Source organism: Corallococcus sp. BB11-1, assembly GCF_026626625.1.
GTDB lineage: Bacteria > Myxococcota > Myxococcia > Myxococcales > Myxococcaceae > Corallococcus > Corallococcus soli.
Genome location: NZ_JAPNJY010000035.1, coordinates 52,089 through 72,485 on the forward strand (window position 1 = coordinate 52,089; position 20,397 = coordinate 72,485).

The window sequence follows — 20,397 nt, forward strand, 5'->3', positions numbered from 1 at the left end:
CCGGGGCGACTTCACAGCGCTTCCTCCAACTGCCAGCCGCCCCGGTTCCACTCGCGCGGGGCGGTGTCCTCCGGCGCGTGGCCGAAGACGAAGAAGCGCGCCCACATGGGCTCGTTGCCCACCGCCTGGATGCGGACGGTGTGCAGGCCCGGCGCGATGTCCTCGCCCAGCGTCACCGGCACGGTGCGCGCGTACCACTTCACGCCCGGACGGCCCGCCGGCATGGCCGGATCGCGCTCGGAGGCGGACAGCGCCACCGTGCGCTCGGCGCGGGTGACGTGCGGCACCAGCACGCTGGCGCGGCGCACCGGGTTGCCCCCATCCACGGAGATGGAGAGGCGCGGCCCGGTGGAGGCCTCCGCCACCGGCGTGTAGACGACGACGTTGAGCGTGACGGCGCCGGGGCCCGTCTTGCGCACCGGCACGCGCAGCCCGCCCGTGCCCACCGGATACACCGACCGTGAGCGCAGGCCGCTGCCCGCCGCGGGCGGCCGGTTGAGCATCGCCGTCAGGCCGGGCGCTGACGAGCGCAGCAGCACCTCGTGCTCGCCGGGCGGCAGGGGCGGCAGCAGCTCCCGCGCGCGGGTGGAGCGCACCGTGAAGCGGTGCAGGGGTTCGCCGTCGAGCAGCACCTCCACCTCGTTGCCCAGCGCCGTCGCGTCCTTCAACGACAGGCGCACCTCCGGGCGGGTGGGCGTGCGCGCGTCGAACTGCGCCCGCACCGCGCGGCCCGGCTCCAGGAAGGTGGACAGCGCGCGCACCACGTCCACGCTGTCCGACGGCGCGGACTCGAGCACCTCCACCACGGAGGGCGTCCCGTACGGGCGCACCACCACCGCGTCACCCGAGGGCGCCACGGCTTCGTTCTCCGGGCCCAGGGGCTCCAGGCGCACCTGGCTGAGCAGCTCCATGCGCGCGCCGCCCTGCATCAGCGCCGTCAGGTTGGCGGGCCGCATGGGGTGCCACGCGCGTTGATCCACGGGGGCGTTGCGCCAGCGCACGCCGGTGAGCGCGGCCTCCGTGTACGGCGCCGTGGGCGCGAGCGGCTGTCCACCGGGCAGGAAGCTGTAGAGCTGCACGATGGTGGAGCGCGGCGCCTGCACGCGCAGCTTGCGCGCACCCGGCGGCAGGAAGAGCCGCGCGCTCGCCACCTGCGACACCCAGGCGGGCAGGTCCGTCACTTCTCCGGAGCCCGCGGAGCCCGCGGAGCCCGCGTCCGAAGTCACCGCCGCCACGGGCATGCACGGCAGCGCGCCGCCGGGCAGCGACACCAGGTCCGCGCCCTCGAACGGCGCGGGCTCCGTGGTGGCGTCCAGCGCGGCCTGCCCCAGCGGCCGGCCCTGCGCATCCAGCACGGTGAGGCTCAGGTGCAGCGGCTCCCGCGACGGCGCGCGGTCCAGCGAGCGTGCGTCGATGCGCACCAGCCGTCCGGCCGCGTCCATCCGCGGGTCCAGCTCCAGCTCCAGCTCCGGGCACGCGGGGCCGGTGGCGAACGCCTCCGTGCGGCGCGTGTCCGGCAGGAAGGCGACGCGTCCGTCGGCCGCGGCGCCCGGCGCGGGACGCGGCCCGGCGGGCATCAGCCACGACTCGAAGGGCCCCTCCACCGTGTAGCGCAGGTCCTGCTGGCCCTCGTTGCGCACCGTCACGGTGTGCACCCCTGGGGGCAATTCCAGCGGATGCGACATGGGCGAGCCCGCCACGGGGCCCGGCAGTTCGAGCGTGTTGACGACGCCGTCCTGCGACAGCGTCCGCACCGTCACCGGGCCATGCGCCTGCGGGCGCGCGTCCGTCGCGTCGCTCCACAGCCACAGCACCGGCTTCGCGGGCCCGGTGACGTTGAGGGCCACGGCGCGCCCCGCGCCCAGCCGCTCCTGCACGGACTCGGTGGCCTCCACCAGCGGCAGCCGGAACGCAGTGCGGTAGACGGGCTCGATCTGGTAGTCCGTGCCCGCCTCGCCCTCCGCGTTGAGCCGCTCCCAGTGCTCCTCCGTCAGCCAGCGGCGCGTGTCCTCGGACAGCTTCTCGAAGGGCTCGAAGGTGGCGCGGCCGGCGCGGACCTCGGCGCGGGCCTGCGCCAGCTTCTGCGACGCGAGCAGCGGCAGCGTGCGGTGCGCCCGGACGTACACGCGCGCCAGCAGCGTGCCGCGCGTGCCCGCGGGCCGCAGGTACAGCACGGAGTGTTCGGGCCGCTCCGGCAGGCGCAGCACGAACTCGCGCTCGTCCGTCACCTGCGCGGTGGCGTTGGTGGTGAAGGCGCTCTCCTCCAGATAGGTGCCGTCCTCCTGCGGCTGGCCCTTGCTCTGGCGGGTGCGCGTGAAGATGGAGCGCTCCAGCACGATGCCCGCCGGGGCGCGCAGGATGGCCTGGAGGCCGTACTGGTACTGCTTCTCCGGCGCGTAGGGCGTGCCGTCGGGCAGCAGCTCGTGCGTGACGATGAGCAGCTCCTCCGCCTCGCGCGGGACGCGCACGCGCATCTCCTTGCCCGGCTCCAGGCGGTAGAAGATGAGGCGCTCGGCGTTGACGAACTTCGCGTCGCGGCGAGCGGTGGGCGTGTCGGTGTTGCCAAGGACGGCCAGGCTCGCGCCCCAGATGAGCGCGAGGCCCGCCACCAGGCCCAGGAGCGCCAGGAACGCGCGGCTGCGGGTCTTCATCGACGTGCCTCTTCGCGGGAGACTTCCCCGGTCAACACCACCGGACGGCGGTGGCGCAGCGCCACGTCCACCGCGCTCGCGAGCCCCGCGTCACCGGCGGTCAGCTCCGCGCGCTGGTGCGGCGACGGGTGCTGCTGAAGGAAATAGACGGCGCGCAGCACCTGGCGGCCCTGCCGCGCCTCCACCAGGAGGAAGGGCAGGCCGTGCTCGGCGCTGAAGCCGGACTTCACCACCCGGGACACGCTGCCCACGCGCCTGGGCTGGGACAGCGCGCGCAGGTCATGGACGTTCTGCTGCGCCAGGTAGCGCTCCGCGCTGGCGGTGAGCTCCGCGAAGCCCTCCTTCAGCGCGGCGGACACCGGCTGCGAGGGCGCCACCAGCCGGTCCGCCAGCAGCGCGCGCTCCGGCGACTCGCGCGGCTCCTCGGGCGTCAGGCCGGTGAGGGCCAGCTCCTCGGCCACCAGCCGGGGCCCCACGAAGGCGCCGCGCAGCGGCTCGGACAGCCACAGCGTGGCCAGCTTCGCCCCACCGAAGGTGCGCGAGAAGACCTGCTGCGGGCTCGCGTCGTTGAGGCCCGTCAGCTCCGGGGAGCCGTCGTTGTAGCGCACGCGCGACCCCAGCCAGCCCAGGGGCCCGGACGGCGACAGCAGCCGCTCCAGCTCCGCCGGCCGCTGCGCCGGGGTGAGCACCGGGCTGCCCACGTCCACCAGCACGTCCGCGTTCACCGAAGGTCGGCCGGAGAAGCCGCGCACGTGCAGCACCTGACCCTGATCCCTTGGCAGCGCGCGGTGCACCGCCTGGTGGAAGGCCTGGAACGCGGTGCGCAGCGCGCCGAAGGTGGCCGGGTGGGGCCCCTCGCGGTTCGCGGTGGCGAACACCAGCGCGGTGGCGCCTGACTCGTGCCACAGCTCCGCGGCCACCGGCAGCGTGCCCGCCTCGCGCACCGGCGAAGGCACCTCCAGCGCGAGCGGCGCGCCGCCCTGGCGCACCAGCAGCCCCGCGCCCAGCCGGCCCGGTGTCCCTTCCGCGTCCGTCACCCACCAGCAGTCCTTCGCCTGGGCGCAGTCCGTCACCGGGTGCACCCGCAGGCCCAGCAGCGACGCCATGGCCCCGGCCCAGCGCGCGCGCAGCTCCACGGGCACGTCCGGCGTGCCCCCGCCCAACAGCGGCGTGGCCACCTGCTGCTCCAGCACCAGCAGCTCCGAATCCGAGGCCTGCGCCGCCGGCGTGAGCGCCAGCTCCGACGCCACCATCAGGGTACCCAGCGCTTCGCGCTCCGTCACCGGCGAGGCCAGCTCCGGCGACTCTTCCAGTACCAGCGCCGCGAAGTCCCCGGGCGCCGCGCGCAGCACGCTCAGGCGGGCCTCGCCCCAGGTGTCCCCGGGCTCCGGCGGCGCGGCGGACGTCACCTTCGCGTCGGGCCACAGCGCGGCCAGCGCCTGGGGCGCCTGACCGTCCGGCGTGTGCAGCACTGCCTGTCCCGGCTTCAGCGACGCATCCACGCGCACCTGCACCCGCTCGCGCGAGGACAGGGCTTCGTGGGCGTGGCGCAGCGGCGTCTCCGCCTGCGACAGCGCGTCGCCCAGCACCAGCCCCGCGCGGCGTGAATCCACGCCGCTCACGATGATGGCCCGGCACCGCACGCGCTCGCACAGCAGCGCGGACACCTCCGCGCTGGGCGCTTCGGTGAGGGGACGCGGCACCTCCAGCACGGGCCCCCTGGCGCCGGGCACCAGCAGGGACGTGTCCCAGCCCGCCTTGCCCTCGCCGTCCACGCGCTCCACCAGCGCGAAGCGCGCGGGCGAGCCCTCCTGCACCGGCAGCGCGCGCAACTCCAGCCCCAGCGCCACCGCCTGCGTGCGCAGCGCGCTCAGCCCGTCCTCGCGGCCCGTCTCCAGCCACGCGTCCACGTCGCTCCACAGCGCGGAGTACGTGCGCAGGTCGCCGTGCTTCAGCCGCAGCGACACGCCGCCCGCGTCGCTCTCCCGCGCGGTGGCGCGGCCCATGGCCATCAGGCCCAGCGGCGTGCGCTCCAGGCCCAGCCCGGGCACCCGCTCGCGCGCGGCCTGCGCGGTGAGCGCGGTGGCCGGACGCGGCTCCACGAGCGACAGCCCGAAGCCCGCCAGGCTGCCGATGAGGAAGCCCGCCAGCGACGTGTGCAGCGTGGCCAGCACCACGCGCGCCACCACCTGCTTCTGGAGGATCTTCACCGCCAGCAGCGTGGGCACCAGGTAGCCGAAGCCGAACAGGTCCGTCACCTTCAGGCCCGGCACGCGGCCGCCCATGGCCCACCCGATGACCCACTTCACGCCGAAGCCCAGGAGGAACACGAGCACCGTCTTGCGCGGGCCCTCCAGGTTGAGCGTGCGCAGCCCCGGCACCGACAGCACCGCCTTGGCGGCCAGCACCAGCAGCAGCACCTCCGCCAGCGTGGCGACGAGCTTCAGCGGCTCCAGCCACGTGAGCGCCAGCAGCGCGGGCACGAGGATGCCGTTGAAGTCCCAGCCGTACTTGAGGTTGAAGCGCGCGGCGAGGAACGCCGTCGTCAGCAGGATGATGTAGGCCTTGGGGCTGGACAGGAAGTCCTGCGCCACGTCCTCGTACATCAGCTCCAGGCTGGAGAAGGACAGGTTCGTCCCGGGCAGCAGCACGTAGCGCAGCAGCAGGTACGTGAGCACCACCGGCACGCCCACCTGCCACAGCCCGCGGTGCAGCTTCAGCTTCCAGAACGCGTTCGCCGTGAGCGGCACCAGCACCAGACCGATGCTGTGCAGGCTCCGGTCCACGATGAAGGACGTGCCCCAGCGGTCATCCATCCACCGGCCGAAGACGGGCAGCAGCCACGTCTCGCTCACCGCGCGCACCATCACGCTCGCCAGCACGATGGAGAAGAAGCGGTCGCGGCCGAAGAACTCGCTCCAGGCCCCCGTGCGGCTCAGGCCGCTGGAGAGCGCCAGCGCCAGCCCGTACGTGAGCAGCGACTCGGCGACCACCGTCGCCCCCGCCTCCGGGTGGATGACGAACACCGAGGCCAGGTAGCCAGGAACCACGAGGCCCACGAAGACCCACCCCAGCGTCTCCGTGAGGAGCGCCAGGATGAGCACGCCGACGAGCACCGCCACGAGGATGGAGGTGTCGAGCGAGTAGGCCGGAAACAATGTCAGGGTCGAAAAGAGCGCCATGGTGGCTGCGCTCGAATCTAGGGAGGCTCATCGCCTCGACCAGGGTTGCCCTTCTCAGGGTCTGAGAAGCGTCCGCTGCTCAACCCCGGAGCCAACCCCGGAGTCCCGCCGACTGCCCACGGACGGACACTGCGGCGGGTGCATTGTCCCCGGGTTCAGGGAAGCGTCCCCCGAAGTCCCCCTGCTCTTCACGCGGAGCCCCACCACTGGCACGCGGGGTGCGTGCACGGCGGGAGTCCACTCAAGGACAGGGGGCGGCGGCGGCCACGGCCTGGCAGCCCAGGCCGGAGCCGGTGAGGCTGCACGGCACCGTGTCCGCCAGCGCCTGGATCACCGCCCGGGACGACGCGCCGGTGCCGCGCAGGGTGACGGACTGCTCCAGGTGGAGGAAGCGGTCCGTGGGGGCGGTGGCTTCGGCGAAGCACGCGTCGGCGGCGCCGTTGTCGATGCGGCCCTGCACGTTGCTGGTGCCGCACAGCGTGCGGTGCTTGCCGGCGTCGTCGGGCGCGTTGCAGGAGAAGGCGCGCTTGGTGCCCACCAGGTGCGTGTTGAGCGCGTCGCGCAGGCGCACGGAGAGCGACTCGGGGCGCTGCACGCGGGTGCCGTCGCTCACCACGGCGGCCTCGGGGCCGTTGCTGGAATCCATGCCGTGCACGCTGACCGCGATGGCGTCCGGGTAGGTGTCGCGCAGCGCGCGGTGGGCGGCGGTGAAGAAGTTGTTGCCGTAGTGGGCGACGTCGGAGGTGCGCAGGCCCTGGGTGCCGCACACGCTGGTGGTGCCGCTGCACGGGCTGGCGGTGTCGACGGCGCAGCGGTTGCTGCCGGTGAGCAGCAGCGCGCGCGCGCCCAGCGTCACCAGCTGCGTGGCCGTCTGGCGCAGGGTGCCCTCATCGGAGTCCGCGTGCGGCGCCTCCAGCCACAGGTTGCGCGCGGGCGACAGGTTGACGATGAAGGTGCCGGCGCCCCGGGTCAGCAGCCCCTGCTCGCGCACCACCAACCACGCGGCGCCATCCTCGTTGCGGAAGGAGGACACGCCGAAGCCCAGCGTCCCCAGGTCCTGCACCACCTGCGGCGTGGGGCCGTCGGTGAGCAGCGCGCGGAAGGTGCCCTCGAACGCGGTGAACTCCGTGCCGCCCGGCTCCTTGAACCCGCCGCTGTTGGCCGGGGCGATGGATGCACCCTGGAGCCACGTCGTCAGGTTCCCCTGCAGGGCCTCCAGCCCGCCGAGCGGCGCGCACACGCTCGCGGAGGGAGCAGGCGCGAGGGGCTCCGGCGCCACCGTTGCCTCCGTGGGCACCTGCGCGACAGGGCCTGTCACGCCGGTCGGAAGCTCCACCGGCGCCTGGCTCACGTCCTCGACCGGGGCCGGGGCCTCGGGGGCGGGAGCGGCGGGCGTCTGCGTGACGCTGCCGGGGGACTGGGAGGAAGGGGCCTCGGACACGGCGCCGGTTGTCGGACCGGCGACGGCGCTGCTACAGGCGGCCGCGAACAGCAGGAGGCAGGGAAGGGACGTGCGCAGGAGGGAACGGGACATGACCCGTCCCGAACAGCTCCGCCTGCGCACGCATTCGCGTGCCGTCAATCCCGGATGACAGCCGGGGAAGGCCCTGCATGCCTGTCCGCCCGCGACGCCTGCCTGCTAGGGCAGGGTGCGCAGCAGCCCGTCCGCGTCGGGGGCGCCCCAGCCGGTGGGGATGTCCCAGCCCGGCCCGGCTTCGTACTGCCGGTCGGTGACGCCCACGGTGATGTCGCGGAAGGTGCCCTGCACCTCGGGCAGCGTGTAGAGCTGCGAGTTGAGCCAGCCCACCTGGGGCCTGGCTGTCTCCGCGCGCGCGCCGTTCACCACCGCGATGATGCCCGCGAAGATGGGCGACGAGAACGACGTGCCGGTGTTGGGCACGGTGGCTCCCAGCCACGTGTACCAGAAGCCCGTCTCCGCGTTGAGCGCGACGTCCACCACCGCGCGCTTCGCGGGCAGGGGCACGATGCCCTTCTGCCATTCGGGCGTGGTGAAGGTGCGGCTGATGCCGGAGCCGGAGTAGTACCAGGCCGTCTCGCCCATCAGCGTCATGCCGTTCATCCGCAGCTGCGTGCCGCCCACCGCCGTGACGTAGGGGCTGGAGCCCGGCGTGTCCACGCCCGCGGAGTCGCCGCTCGCCGCCGCGACGGTGATGCCCAGCGCGGCGGCCATCATCCCGGAGGCGCCGTACTGCTCGTGCACGGCGCGGGGTTCGGCGTCCTCGCGGTGCGCGAAGGACGTGGTGATGACGGACACCTCGCCCCGCGCGATGGCTTCATTGAAGGTGAAGAGCATGGACGTGTTGCGGGCGTCCGGGCCCATGTAGACGATGACCTCCGACTTGGGCGCCATCGCCGCGGCCCACTCCACGTCGAGCGTCCCCTCGCGGTAGCGCGTGACGGGCGGCTCCATGGTCTGGATGACCTTCGGGTCCTCGCGCTCGATGTCGAACATCTTCCAGAAGGCGCGCAGGTCCTTCCACCGGAAGCTCGCGCCAATCACCACGCCCAGCTTCGCGCCCTGGCCCTGGTGGCCCTGGTTGTAGAGCGTGTCCAGGCCGTACGCGCGCGCCACCTGCTGCGGGGTGAGGCCCCGGTTGAGGGGGTCGGGCTTCTCCGTGGAGGGCTGGCCGAACTCGCCGGGCAGCGTCCCCACGGCGGCCGGCAGGTCCAGCGCGACGATGGCGGACACGCGCTGCTGCACGAACGCGGGCGCCTTGATGCCTTCGGTGAGGCCGTAGACGTCGTGCGGATCATTCCCGGCCTGCGGCGACTTGCGCTCCAGGATGCGGATCTTCACGCCGAACGCCTTGTTGAACTGGCCCACGGTCCCCACGAACTGCACCAGCAGCCGGTTGGACGCGACGCGCGGCACCTGGAGCCCCTCGGACTTCATCCAGTCCGTGACGAGGGTGATGTCCTTCTCCAGCGGCGCGTGCTTCGCGTTCCACTCCGCTGGCGTCATGTACTTGCGGAAGCCCGCGCCGCCCGGCTTGTAGATGTCCTGGATGCGCTGCTCCAGCGCGTCCCTGTCGCGGATGGGGAAGGCCACCAGCCCCCGGATGAGGTCCGTCTCCGGCGCCTCGCCCTTGTCGGTGTAGACGCCCGGCAGCGGCCCCGGCACGCCGTCCGTCGTCGGGACGGGGGTCGGGTCCAACACCTCGGCCGCCGGGTCCGGGTCCACCACCTCCGGCGCCGGAGGCGGCGTGGCCGGCGGTGGCTGCGAGGCCTCCGAGTCGGGAAGGGTGGGCGCGCCCTCCACCGGCGCGGCGCCTGGCGGTCGGGGCCTTCCCACCGACGTGAGCCGGTCCGAGTCCCGACACCCCCCCATCCAGCCCGCCAGCAGAAGAACACCCGCCAGGACGTGTCCGCGCTTCATTGTTCCCCCTGCCAGCGGTGACCCTCGGGTCCGCCGCACCCCAGCCGCCCTCCTCCCTGGAGGACGTCGCCCATTGTGCGCATTGAAGGTGGGAGTGATTGCCCCACGAGGCAACTGTCGTGGATTGGTAAAACGCGGCTACACTGTTGGCACTTCTTTGCCCAACCCATGCGGCTGCCGACAGCACTCCTGCTCTTCTTCTTCCTGCTGCCGTGCGCTGCGCTGGCGCAGGGGGACACGCGCATCACCTTCCTGGGACGTCAGCTGGAAAAGGGGAAGGATCCGCGTGCTCGCTCACAAGCCGCGCTCGTGTTGGGCGCCACCGAGGACCCCGCGGCGGTGACGCCGTTGTGCGGTGCCCTGAAGGACCCCAGCGAGCTGGTGCGCGCGGCGGTGGCCAAGGGACTCGGGTCGCTCCTGGAGCCGGGAGGGCTCGACTGCCTCCAGGCGTTCCAGGGGGAGACGGACGCCTCCGTGCAGGCGGCCGTGGCGGAGTCCATCAAGGTCATCAAGGCCTACCAGGCCCGCCGACCGCGCTTCTACCTGGCGCTGGACACGCTGAAGGACAAGACGGGCGGCATCCCTCCGGAGCTGGTGAAGGTGACGGAGGCCCGGCTGCGCTCGAAGCTGGTGCGGCGGGGCGCGCTGATGGCGCCGGTGAAGGAGACGAAGGCGGCGGCGAAGGGCGCGCTCAAGAAGATGGGCGTGCATGGCTACCGCATCACGGCGGAGATCCAGGCCACGGACAGCGGAGGGCTTCGCCTGGCGATTCTTTGCATGAGCTACCCGGAGCAGTCATTGATGGGGCAGGTGGAAGTGAACGCCGCGGGGGCGCCGCCCGCGGACTTGTTGAAGGCCCTGATCCCCCGTGCGATCGAGGAAGCCGCCGCGACCTTCGAGTGGAGCAGCGAGACATGACGACGACGACCGCCCCGGCCCCGACCCCCGCTCCGGCCCCGACGAAGCGCCGGTGGCGCAACTTCCTGCTGGACGCCCCGTTCCAGCTCAAGCTCACGGGCTACATCGTCGGTGTGTCGCTGGTGCTCGCGGCCATCCTGGGCATCTTCCTGGTGCGCGCGGCGAACTCGCTGATGGCGGAGACGGCGACGGCGGTGGATGCCCGCTCGCGCGCGGCGGAGGTGAGCCGCGAGCTGTCCGGGGCCACGCTCTCCAACGAGCTGCTGGCCCACATGGACGACCCGTCCTTCGAGGCGAAGTTCCGCGAGCAGGCGCAGGCCATCGACGCGGGCTACGAGGCGGAGCGCACGGCCATCGTCGCGCAGCGCGCGGAGCTGGAGCGCCACCAGCGGCTGACGTGGTGGGTGCTGGGCCTGTGCATGCTCACCTTCATCGTGGTGGTGGCGCTGTCCACCATCGTGGTGACGCACCGGATGGCGGGGCCGCTGTTCCGCATCAAGCGCATGGTGCGCGAGGTGGCGGAGGGCCGCCTGCGTCCGCCCCAGCACGGCCTGCGCGAAGGTGACGAGCTGCAGGACGTCTTCGAGGCCGCGCGCGACATGACGCAGCGGCTGCGCAACCAGCAGGAAGAGGACGCCCGCGTGCTGGCGGAGGCGCTGGACGTCGCGAGGCAAAAGGGCGTCACCGGCCCCTGGCTGGACGAGCTGAGCGCCCTGGAAGCGCGCTACCGCGAGCGGCTGGCGCGATAGGGCGGGGGGCGGGGCTCGGGGTGACGCCGCGCGTGCGCGATACGCCGGGTCACTCCAGATGCGATAACGGCTCCCCATGACTCACGACGCGCCCATCTACCTGGACCACAACGCGACGACGCCGCTGCTTCCGGAGTGCCTGGACGCGATGCTGCCCTACCTGCGGGAGCATTTCGGCAACCCGTCCAGCGGGCACGGCTTCGGCACCCGGGCCCGTGTCGCGGTGGTCCAGGCGCGCGAACAGGTGGCCGCGCTCCTCGGGTGTGACGCGGACGAGGTGTTCTTCACGTCGGGCGGCACCGAGGCGAACAACCTGGCGATCCGCGGCGTCAGCGAGGCCTCCGAGTCACGGCGTCAGGTCGTGACGACGGTCATCGAGCATCCCGCGACGGCGCGTCCCTGTGGCTGGCTGGAGCAGCAGGGCTGGCGCGTCACCCGGCTCGGCGTCGACACGGAGGGCCGCGCGCGGCTCGACGAGGCCCGGGACGCGGTCAACGCGGACACGGCGCTCGTCACGGTGATGCACTCCAACAACGAGACCGGCGTCTTCCAGCCCGTCACGGAGCTGGCCCGGTTCGCGCACGCCGCGGGCGCGCTCATCCACACGGACGCGGCGCAGTCGCTGGGCAAGGCGCAGGTGGACGTGCGTGAGCTCGGCGTGGACCTGCTGTCCGTCGCGGGCCACAAGCTCTACGCGCCCAAGGGCGTGGGCGCGCTCTACGTGAGGCGCGGCACCCCGCTGGTGCCCTTCACGCTGGGCGCGTCGCATGAGCGCGGACTGCGTCCCGGCACGGAGAACGTGGCGTCCATCGTCGGGCTCGGGGTCGCGTGCGAGGTGGCGGGCCGTGACCTGGAGGCGGTCGCGTCGCGCATGCGGGAGCGCCGGGAGCTGCTCTGGGAGCGGCTCGCTTCGGCCATCCCGGGGATGGCGCTCAATGGCCGTCTGGATTTGTGTCTGCCGAACACGCTCAACGTCCGCTTCCCGAACGTCTCCGGCGAAGCGGTGCTCGCGGGGGCCCCGGAGGTCGCGGCTTCGACGGGGGCGGCCTGCCACGAGGGCCACGAAAGCGCGTCCGCCGTCATCCTCGCGATGGGCATCAAGCTCGACGCCGCGCTCGGCACGGTGCGCTTCAGCGTCGGCCGTGGCACGTCCGTCGAAGACGTCGAACGTGCCTCGGTGGCGCTGGTGCGCTCGTGGAAGCACCTCATGGGCAAGCGCGCGAGCTGAGCCATCCCACCTGCCCGGCGCGGAATCACACGCGCGCGGTGTCCGCGGCCAGGCCCATCTGCATCAGCTCCGAGTGAAGCAGCAGCCGCGCCTGCGCCCACGGCATCGCCACGACGCGGTAGCCGTCCAGCGCCTGGAGCAGCAGGGGCCGGTAGCTGGCGTGCCCGGGGTCCGCGACCACGACGATGCCCCGGTCCGTGGTGGAGCGGATGAGCCGTCCCACGCCCTGACGCAGCATCAGCAGCGCGCGCGGCAGCCGGTACTGGAGGAAGCCCAGGTACTCGTTGCCACCCCGGGCCAGCGGCTCCTCGCGCGCCGCCACCAGCGGACGCGACGCCGGCTCCAGCGGCAGCTTGTCGATGAAGACACACCCCACGCCGCGCCCGGGGATGTCCACGCCCTGCCAGAAGCTCTTGGTGCCCAGCAGCACCGTGCCCGTGTCGCGCTCCTGCCGCGCCGCCAGCGAGCGTCCGTGCCCGCGCGACTGGCGCAGCACTTCAATCCCATGCGGCTCCAGCCGGGCCTGGACCTCGCGCGCCACGCGCTCCAGCCGCCGCGTGGAGGCGAACAGCCCCAGCACCCGTCCACCCATCACCTGCGCGAGCCCGGCGATGCGCCCCGAGGCCCAGTCGATGAAGGGCTCCTCGTGCGCGCGGGGCGCGTCGGTGACGAGCACCACCAGCGCCTGCCGTCCCAGGTGGAACGGGGAAGGTGCGCGCAGGATGGGCGGCCGGAGCCCCAGCCGCTTCAGCACGAAGGGCACATGGTCGCCCGTGCCCAGCGTGGCGGACGTCATCACCAGCGCGCGCTTGCTGGCGGCGAAGTCCTTCGCCACCGCTTCGGACACGTCCACCGGCTGCGCGCCCACGCTCCAGCGCCCCTTGCGAGGCTCCGCGCGCGCCGCGTAGCACCGCTTCACGTCCGGCTCGCCGGCCAGCTCCCCCGCGAGCACGCCCAGCTCTCCCAGCTCCGTGGTGGCCCCGGCCAGCTCGCGCTCCAGCGAGGGCTGCTTCACCGCCAGCTCCGGCAGCGCCGCCAGCGCCCGCACCGCGAGCAGCGTGTGCACGCGTTGCAGCGCGCCGCGCACGGCGTCCAGCCCCTCGCGCACGGGCTCCCAGGCGGGCAGGGCGCGCACGGCGTCCGTCACCCGCAGCTCCGGTGAATAGGCCGCTTCGTCCGCGTCCTCCCCGGGCATCGCGGACGCCGGCTCGCACAGCGCCGTCACCTGCTCGCCCAGGGCGCGCGCCTCCTGGAGCAGCGTGCGCAGGGCCTCGTCCACCTCGCCCATCAGCGACCGGGACTCCTCCCTCCGCGTCGCCGCCAGCGCGCGGCGCAGCTCCGCGAAGAGGCCCCGGCGTCCGTCGCGCCCGTGCAGCCGCTCCGTGAGGCGCATGAAGGCCAGGTCCGACAGCTCCACCGTGAGCGCGGTGGTGGCCACGTCCTCCAGCTCGTGCGCCTCGTCGAGCACCAGGTGGTCCAGGCGCGGGTAGCGCGCGGGCCACGCGAACGCGAGCGACTGGTTGATGACCAGCACGTCCGCCTCGCGCGCGTGCGCCACCGCCGAGTGGTAGAAGCACTTGTGGTGGTGCGGGCACCGCTCGCCCAGCGTCGTCGCCGCCTCTGAACGCACCGCCGGCACCAGCCCGTGCATCCCCGGGAAGCGCTCGCGGAACCAGTGGCTCAGCCGGTCCAGGTCCCCATCCGTGCTGCGCCGCATGTAGGCGCGCACGTAGGCCCGGGGCGCCCGCGCCGCGTGGTTCATCCCCGGCTCCACGCGCGTGGCCTCCAGCGCGCGGCGGCGGCACAGGTAGTTCGTCTGGCCCTTCAGGAGCGCATAGCCGAACGCGCCCCCGGTGGCCTGGTGCAGCCGGGGCAGGTCCTTCTCCAGGAGCTGGTCCTGGAGCGTCTTCGTGTGCGGCGCCACGCCCACCTTCAAGCCGTTGCGCGCGGCGAACAGCGCGGCGGGCGCCAGGTACGCCAGCGACTTGCCCGTGCCGGTGCCGGCCTCCACTGCCACCTGCCCGCCGTCCGACAGCGTGCGCGCCACCGCGTGCGCCATCTCCAGCTGCGCGGGCCGGGACAGGAACCCACCGCCGCGCTCCAGCGCGCCGTCGGGGCCCAGCACCTGGGACACCTCCTCCGGCCGCACCGGCAGCGGCGTCGCGTCCGCCTCGGGTTCCGGGGGAGGCCGCGCGCCATTCGCCCGCCGCCGCTCCGGCCTCGCGCGCAGGAAGCCACCCGTCGTCTCCAGCCCCAGCGCCACGGGCGTCGCCCGGCACGCCCCCCACAGCCGGGAGAGCAGCTCCACCAGCGGGCGCGCCTCCGCGTCCGTCGCCAGGTCGCGCTCGTCCTCGGGCGAGGCACCGTCCAGCAGCGGCGTGGGCCCCAGCAGGGACGTGCGGGCCCGGGGGTCCATGGTGGAGAGCAGGTCCGCCACGTCCTCCGCGCGCCCGTCCCGCACGCAGCCATCCAGCGCGTGCACCAGCACCGCGTGCACCGCCGCGCAGTCGTGGAGCGCGCGGTGCGGCTGCTGCTGGCCCAGCTTCGCCCACCGCATCAGCGACTCCAGCGAGTGGCTGGGCAGCTCCGGGTGCAGGTAGTGCATCAGCTCGCACGAATCCAGCACCGGGGCGCGGATGGGGCCCAGCACGTCCGGCAGGAAGCCCTTCTCGAAGGGGGCGTTGTGCGCCACCACCGTCCACCCGCGCAGCCGCTCGCGCAATTCACCGCGCTGGGTGTCGAAGCGGGGCTGGCCGGCGAGCTGCGCGTCGCCCAGCCCGGTGAGGCGCTTGATGGTGAGGTTCAGCGGACGCGACGCCGAGTACAGGCTGCTGAAGCGGTCCACCTCGCGGCCGTTCTCGAAGAACAGACAGCCGACCTCGATGACCTCGTCCACGCGCGGGTCCAGCCCCGTCGTTTCGAGGTCCAGGAAGACATGCCGGGTGAAGAGCTCCGAGCTGCCCATGCAGGGCGTCGAGCCTACCCGGCCGGGGGGACATCGCCAGTTAACGCGCGGGCGCTGGGCCCGGGGCTACTCCACGACGAAGGTGCCGGCGATCATCTTCCCCATCGCGCACCCGTACCGCAGCGTGCCGGACTGACTGGGGGTGAAGGAAATCTCCACCGGCGTGTCCAGCGGCAGCTTCGTGTCGATCTTGTACTCGTCCATCACCAGCTCGGTGGCGCACGTCATGTCCGTCTTGCGCGTCACCACCAGCTTCACCGGCTCGCCCTTCTTGAGCTGCACCGGGGACGGCTCGTAGCCCTTCTCCGTGACGGACAGCTCCACCACGTGCACGCCGTTCTCCCGCCGCCCCACCTCCACCGCCGCGGGCGCGTCCGGCGCCTTCGCGGTGGCGTCCTTGGTGCAGGCCTGCTGCGAGGCCCCCGCGACGATCGCCGCCGCGGTGAGCGCCAGCCAGGGCTTGATGATGCGGGAGAAGAACGGACGCATGGGCGGGACTCCGAAAGAAGGACGGGCGGCCCGGCATGCAAGCCTGGGCCGCCCGGAAGGGAACAGCGGACCTCAGCCTTGGAGTTCCGAGTCCGGGACCGACAGGTCGTCAACGTCGCCCTCGTCCTCGGGCGGGGCCGGGGGCGCCTCGAAGCGCAGGAGGGCGTGGAGCGGGATGAACAGCTCGTGGCCCGGCTCGCCCAGCAGCACGTCGAAGCGGCCCACGCGCAAGAGCGGCGCCTCCACCGTGATGCCGTTGCGCAGCACCAGCTTCACCGTCTGCCCGATGTGCGGCAGGAACGGCCGCGGGTCGGAGTAGGGCCGCTTGTCAGGCTGACGCGCCACCTGCGCCGGCTTCTGGGTGAGCTTCGCGTCGCGGTCCAGGGTCGGCATCAGCCGCTCCCAGTCACCCCGCCGCGCGATGAGCACCACCTGGAGCTTCTCCAGCCGGCCCGTGCGCTCGAAGGTGAAGGCGATGGCCTCCTCCGACAGGAGCGTGTCCAGCAGCGACCGCTCCGCGAGCACCACCGACAGCTCGGTCTTCTGCTCGATGAACGCGCCCAGGAAGTCCGCGACGAGCGCGTTGTCCACCTGGCCGCGCGCCTGCTTGATGGCCGCCTTGCGCTGGCTGCGCTCCTTGCGCGCCATGAACTCCGCCACCGTCAGGCCGCTCTGGAGGATGCCGAACGCGTCCCCCAGCGACAGGCCCGCCGTCTGGCCCATCAGCTCGTAGACTTGGTCGAAGCGCTTCGCCTCCTCGGCGTGCAGCTTGCGCCAGATGCGCGCCTTCATCTTGCCTTCCAGCTCGCCCTTGGCGATGCGCGCCGGGACGTGCTCGCGCGTGGCCAGCGCCAGGATCTGCTCCGGCGTGGGCGGCGGACGCGGCGTGGAGGGCCGGGGACCGAAGCGGCCCGGAGGCCCCCCCGAGCGGGGAGGCCCACCCATGCCCGGCGCCCGGGGCGCGGACGGACGGGCTCCGGCGCCCGGCGTGAAGCCGCCAGGGGTTGGGCCGGTGGACGGGGCCACCGGTCGTGGGGCGGCCGGAGGGCCTGCCGTCGCGGCGCCCGGCGCCGTCGTGGGACGGGGCGTGGGGGCGGGCGCGCCCGTGGCCGCCACCGGGCTGGCCGGTCGGGGAGCCGTGGGCGTCAGGCCGGTGGGCCTGGGCGTCGGGGGCACGCCCGGAGCGGTCCGGGGCACGGGGGGCACCGGCGTCTCGCGCGCCGCCGACTCCGCGTCGGGGGACGCGGGCGCGGGGGTGGGCGCCACCGGGGTGGGCCGGGGCGTGGGCCTCGGCGTGGGGGAGGGGGTGGCCGAGGACGGAGCCACCGGGGCACTGCCGGGCGTGGAGCCCGGGCGCCGGATGACTTCGACTGCGGGGACCACCCGCCGTGTCTTCCTGTCGTTCACGGTTGTACGTTACCTGATGCGCGGGGTCCGGGCATGCCCGGGCTCACGGCTGGGGGGATGCTGAGAGGTCCACCTTCCACCCGGACGGCTCCCTCACCATCCGGACCTCGCCCGACCTTCCCGCCGAGCGCACGACCACGGTCGCCACGTCGCCCTCCTGGCGGAGCAGCGAAACCTCCTGAACATCGGGGGGCACGGGGACATTCGCGAAGAACAACGCGAGCGGCTCGGGCTTCACCATGCCCCCGGAGGCCTCGCTGACCTTCTGGGCCTGGGCCTTCAGGTTGGACTGGGTGGGTTGGGAAAGCCCCGCGTAGGCCTTGGGCAGTTCGCCCCGCTGCACGTGCCGGTGGAAGGTCTGGTAGGCCCCCACGGGGGAGTCCGGCTGGAGCCGGTTGCAGCCGCCCAGGGCCAGCAGGGCGAGCAGCAGCCAGGTCGTCGTCGCGAGCGGGCGCATGGAGTCCCTGGTTTAGGTCAAAGCGCCCCCGTGGGGAAGCGCGAGGTGCGTCAAGCCGCGTGCTGATGAACGCGATTGCGGCCGGTGCCCTTGGCGGAATACAGGCTCACGTCCGCCGCGCGCAGCAGCGCCTCCGTGCCTGGCAGGTCGTCCGACGGCACGGTGGCGACCCCCAGGGAGGCCGTCAGCTTCACCACCTGCGTCACCCCGGCGGGCCCCTGCCAGGGCAGCTCCAGCTTCTCGATGGCCTCCCGCACCCGCTCGCACGCCCGGAGCGCGTCCTGGGGCGCGGCCTCCGGCAGGAGCGCGATGAACTCCTCGCCGCCATAGCGCGCCAGCAGGTCCACCTCGCGCAGCGTCGCGCGGGCCGTCTGGGCCACCGCCCGCAGCACCTCGTCCCCGAACGGGTGGCCGAACGAATCGTTGATGTTCTTGAAGTGGTCGATGTCCAGCATCACCAGCGACAGGGGCGAGCGGTAGCGGCGCGAGCGGATGAACTCCTCGCTCAAGCGCTCCTCGAAGTAGCGCCGGTTGAACAGGCCCGTGAGCGCGTCCGTGCGGCTCAGGGCCAGCAGCTCCTGCCGGCGCCGGTCCAGCTCCCGGTTGGCCCACTCCAGCTCCCGGTTCTTCTCCACCAGCGCGTCCTGCAGCGCCTTGAGCCGCAGCATGGACTTCACGCGCGCGCCCAGCTCCAGCATGTCGAAGGGCTTCACCAGGTAGTCGTCCGCCCCCAGCTCCAGCCCCTCCACCTTGCCCGCCGCCTGCCGGGCCGTCATCAGGATGACCGGGATGAAGCCGAAGCCGCCCTCGCCCGCGTTCGCCTTGACGATGCGGCACACCTCCACGCCGCCCAGCCCCGGCATCTCCACGTCCATCACGATGAGGTCCGGCCGGCCCGCGCGGATGGCCGACAGCGCCTGCGCCCCGTCCAGCGCTTCCTTGAAGACGTAGCCGTGCGGGGCCAGGCCCTCGCGCACGTGCTTCACCTGCGCCGGATCATCGTCCACGATGAGCACGGTGCGGCCGGAGAAGTCATTCGCGGGCCCGCTCCTCCGGGCGACCTCCAGCATCCGCTTCCTCTCGGCATCCGGCATGAGGTGCCCGCCCCCCTGGAGTGCGGTCGTCGCCAACGTCACGCGTGTCCCCGGCTCCAGGGACCTCACGGGGCGGATTGTGACCCGGCCCGCCGGGCGCTGCCAAGGGCCGCGCGGTGGGGACACGCCAGGACGTTGGCCGGTCTACGGAGCGGACTTCACCAGCCGTGCGCGGTAGACGGGCTCACCGGACGCCAGGTAGCGCCGCTCGCGGGTGGAGGGCACCTCCTCCGGGTCGTAGGGATGGAAGACACCCAGGCCCAACGGGTTGTGGAAGCCCGCCTCCTCCAGGATGCGCAGCATGGCCACGCCCCGGTCCTGCACGTCGGTGCGCATGTCGAAGCGGCCGCCGGGCTTGAGCAGGCCCAGCATCAGCTTCGCGAAGTCCGGCTGCACCACCGCGCGCTTCGCGTGCGAGCGCTTCCACCAGGGGTCCGGGAACTGGAGGTGGATGACGTCCAACGAGCCCGGGGCGATGATGCGCGGCACCACGAAGCGCGCGTCGGATTCGATGACGCGCAGGTTCTTCAGGCCCAGCTTCTCCCCGCGCATCTGCGTGTCGCGCGCGTACTTCTTGCGCCACTCGAAGGCGATGAAGCGCACGGAGGGGTTCCTGCGGCAGTACTCCAGCGCGTGCCCGCCCGCGCCCGAGCCGATCTCCAGCTCCAGGGGCCCGGTGAAACCGAACTCCGCGTCCCAGTCCGGGGGCGTTTCCAGGGGGACGAACTTGAGGCCGACCGGTTCGGGGAGCAGGGCAGGGCGCATGGCGGGAGCGGGCGCCTCTAACCATGGAGCCGCGTGGGTTGGCCAGGGCAAAAGCGCGCGGGGTGGTATAGGGAAGCCCCATGAAGGTCTTCCAGTCGGTGTCCGAGGCAGGCCGCCACCTCCAGGGGCAGGCCGTCGCGCTGGGCAACTTCGACGGCGTCCACGTGGGCCACCAGGCCCTCTTCGCCGAAGCCCAGCGCCACGCCCCCGCGTCCGCGCTCACCTTCCAGCCCCACCCGGGCAAGGTGCTCCAGCCGGACCTGGCGCCCAAGCTCATCACCCTGCTGCCGCGCAAGCTGGAGCTGCTCGCCACCCGCGGCCTGTCCGCCGTGGTGGTGCAGCCCTTCACCCGCGACTACGCGCGCACCACCCCCTCGGACTTCGAGTCCGCGCTGCTCGACACCCTGGGCGTGGGCCACGTCGTGGTGGGCAGCGACTTCACCTACGGCGCCCACCGCGCCGGCACCGTCACCACCCTGCGCGAGGCCGCGGCCAGGCGGGGCGCCCACGTCCACGTCGTGCAGCCGGTGCACGTGGACGGCGTCGTCGCTTCGTCCTCGCGGATCCGCGAGTACATCCTGGAGGGCCGCGTGAGCGCGGCCAGGCGCCTGCTCGGCCGCCCCTTCGACCTGGACGGCACGGTGGTGGCCGGCGCGGGGCGGGGGCGCACCATCGGCTTTCCCACCGCCAACGTGGACACGCAGAACGAGCTGCGGCCCGCGCCCGGGGTGTATGCCATCCGCGCGCGCCTGCACTCGGAGGCGGACGGCCCGTGGCGGCCGGGCGCGGCGAACATCGGGGTGAAGCCCACCTTCGGCGGCACGGAGGTCACCATCGAAGCGCACCTGCTGGACTTCACCGGCGACCTGTATGGCAAGGAGCTGCGGGTGCAGTTCCTGGAGCGCCTGCGGCCCGAGCAGCGCTTCGGCTCCGCCGCGGAGCTGGTGGGTCAAATCAAGCGCGACGTGGAGGCCGCCCGCACCGTGGTGGCCCGCGACGACGGCTGACGGCGCCCGGCCCGTGACGGCCGGGTGGGCACACCCCCTTCCCTTTTTCCGCCACGCCGGACGCCTTCCTGGGTGGAGGACGGCGCGG

At 73.2% G+C, this 20,397-nt stretch carries 14 protein-coding genes; 4 read left to right on the top strand and 10 right to left on the bottom strand.

Translation table 11 applies throughout. From position 1 onward, the window contains the following. Positions 1-11: 11 nt before the first annotated feature. The 4 genes from OV207_RS29435 to OV207_RS29450 form a co-directional block, all read right to left on the bottom strand. Positions 12-2,651, bottom strand: coding sequence for a hypothetical protein (locus tag OV207_RS29435; RefSeq protein ID WP_267558398.1), 2,640 nt, complete (start codon positions 2,649-2,651; stop codon positions 12-14). Beyond that, positions 2,648-5,833 (bottom strand): poly-gamma-glutamate biosynthesis protein PgsC/CapC, encoded by a 3,186-nt coding sequence (locus OV207_RS29440; RefSeq protein WP_267558399.1) that lies wholly within the window; start codon positions 5,831-5,833, stop codon positions 2,648-2,650. Before OV207_RS29440 ends, OV207_RS29435 begins: the two co-directional genes overlap by 4 nt. Before the next feature lie 241 nt (positions 5,834-6,074). Beyond that, positions 6,075-7,367, bottom strand: a complete 1,293-nt coding sequence (locus OV207_RS29445; RefSeq protein WP_267558400.1) for a hypothetical protein — start codon at positions 7,365-7,367, stop codon at positions 6,075-6,077. 105 nt (positions 7,368-7,472) lie between these two features. Beyond that, a complete protein-coding gene (locus tag OV207_RS29450) occupies positions 7,473-9,230 on the bottom strand; it encodes a S53 family peptidase (RefSeq protein ID WP_267558401.1) in 1,758 nt (585 codons plus the stop codon). 168 nt (positions 9,231-9,398) lie between these two features. On the opposite strand from OV207_RS29450, the gene OV207_RS29455 reads away from it, so the two are divergent. From OV207_RS29455 to OV207_RS29465, 3 genes are all read left to right on the top strand, one after another. Then, positions 9,399-10,148 (top strand): HEAT repeat domain-containing protein, encoded by a 750-nt coding sequence (locus OV207_RS29455; protein ID WP_193349290.1) that lies wholly within the window; start codon positions 9,399-9,401, stop codon positions 10,146-10,148. Continuing rightward, positions 10,145-10,897, top strand: coding sequence for a signal protein (locus OV207_RS29460; protein WP_193349291.1), 753 nt, complete (start codon positions 10,145-10,147; stop codon positions 10,895-10,897). Before OV207_RS29455 ends, OV207_RS29460 begins: the two co-directional genes overlap by 4 nt. 76 nt (positions 10,898-10,973) lie before the next feature. Beyond that, positions 10,974-12,125, top strand: a complete 1,152-nt coding sequence (locus OV207_RS29465) for a cysteine desulfurase family protein (protein WP_267558402.1) — start codon at positions 10,974-10,976, stop codon at positions 12,123-12,125. Between the two features lie 25 nt (positions 12,126-12,150). On the opposite strand, the gene OV207_RS29470 is transcribed toward OV207_RS29465, so the two are convergent. From OV207_RS29470 to trmB, 6 genes are all read right to left on the bottom strand, one after another. Then, the gene (locus OV207_RS29470) at positions 12,151-15,090 is read right to left on the bottom strand and encodes a helicase C-terminal domain-containing protein (protein ID WP_267558403.1); all 2,940 of its coding nucleotides are present in this window, start codon (positions 15,088-15,090) and stop codon (positions 12,151-12,153) included. 66 nt (positions 15,091-15,156) lie between these two features. Next, the gene (locus tag OV207_RS29475) at positions 15,157-15,579 is read right to left on the bottom strand and encodes a cupredoxin domain-containing protein (RefSeq protein ID WP_267558404.1); all 423 of its coding nucleotides are present in this window, start codon (positions 15,577-15,579) and stop codon (positions 15,157-15,159) included. Between the two features lie 72 nt (positions 15,580-15,651). After that, on the bottom strand, positions 15,652-16,962 hold the full coding sequence (locus tag OV207_RS29480; RefSeq protein WP_267558406.1) for a hypothetical protein: 1,311 nt from the start codon (positions 16,960-16,962) through the stop codon (positions 15,652-15,654). Between the two features lie 67 nt (positions 16,963-17,029). Next, complete coding sequence (locus tag OV207_RS29485; protein WP_193349297.1) at positions 17,030-17,443, bottom strand: hypothetical protein; 414 nt, start codon at positions 17,441-17,443, stop codon at positions 17,030-17,032. Between the two features lie 50 nt (positions 17,444-17,493). Then, the gene (locus tag OV207_RS29490; RefSeq protein ID WP_324291579.1) at positions 17,494-18,537 is read right to left on the bottom strand and encodes a diguanylate cyclase; all 1,044 of its coding nucleotides are present in this window, start codon (positions 18,535-18,537) and stop codon (positions 17,494-17,496) included. A gap of 144 nt (positions 18,538-18,681) precedes the next feature. Beyond that, positions 18,682-19,302 (bottom strand): tRNA (guanine(46)-N(7))-methyltransferase TrmB, encoded by a 621-nt coding sequence (gene trmB / locus OV207_RS29495; RefSeq protein ID WP_193349299.1) that lies wholly within the window; start codon positions 19,300-19,302, stop codon positions 18,682-18,684. Between the two features lie 80 nt (positions 19,303-19,382). Here trmB and OV207_RS29500 point away from each other — a divergent pair, with 80 nt between their 5' ends. After that, positions 19,383-20,309 carry a bifunctional riboflavin kinase/FAD synthetase gene (locus tag OV207_RS29500; protein WP_267558409.1) on the top strand — a complete coding sequence of 309 codons (927 nt, stop codon included), beginning with the start codon at positions 19,383-19,385 and terminating at the stop codon, positions 20,307-20,309. The last annotated feature ends 88 nt before the right edge of the window (positions 20,310-20,397 follow it).

Coding starts and splice junctions, on each gene's coding strand:
- OV207_RS29435 (WP_267558398.1), bottom strand. CDS start 2,651: ATGAAGACCCGCAGCCGCGCGTTCCTGGCGCTCCTGGGCCTGGTGGCG.
- OV207_RS29440 (WP_267558399.1), bottom strand. CDS start 5,833: ATGGCGCTCTTTTCGACCCTGACATTGTTTCCGGCCTACTCGCTCGAC.
- OV207_RS29445 (WP_267558400.1), bottom strand. CDS start 7,367: ATGTCCCGTTCCCTCCTGCGCACGTCCCTTCCCTGCCTCCTGCTGTTC.
- OV207_RS29450 (WP_267558401.1), bottom strand. CDS start 9,230: ATGAAGCGCGGACACGTCCTGGCGGGTGTTCTTCTGCTGGCGGGCTGG.
- OV207_RS29455 (WP_193349290.1), top strand. CDS start 9,399: ATGCGGCTGCCGACAGCACTCCTGCTCTTCTTCTTCCTGCTGCCGTGC.
- OV207_RS29460 (WP_193349291.1), top strand. CDS start 10,145: ATGACGACGACGACCGCCCCGGCCCCGACCCCCGCTCCGGCCCCGACG.
- OV207_RS29465 (WP_267558402.1), top strand. CDS start 10,974: ATGACTCACGACGCGCCCATCTACCTGGACCACAACGCGACGACGCCG.
- OV207_RS29470 (WP_267558403.1), bottom strand. CDS start 15,090: ATGGGCAGCTCGGAGCTCTTCACCCGGCATGTCTTCCTGGACCTCGAA.
- OV207_RS29475 (WP_267558404.1), bottom strand. CDS start 15,579: ATGCGTCCGTTCTTCTCCCGCATCATCAAGCCCTGGCTGGCGCTCACC.
- OV207_RS29485 (WP_193349297.1), bottom strand. CDS start 17,443: ATGCGCCCGCTCGCGACGACGACCTGGCTGCTGCTCGCCCTGCTGGCC.
- OV207_RS29490 (WP_324291579.1), bottom strand. CDS start 18,537: ATGCCGGATGCCGAGAGGAAGCGGATGCTGGAGGTCGCCCGGAGGAGC.
- trmB (WP_193349299.1), bottom strand. CDS start 19,302: ATGCGCCCTGCCCTGCTCCCCGAACCGGTCGGCCTCAAGTTCGTCCCC.
- OV207_RS29500 (WP_267558409.1), top strand. CDS start 19,383: ATGAAGGTCTTCCAGTCGGTGTCCGAGGCAGGCCGCCACCTCCAGGGG.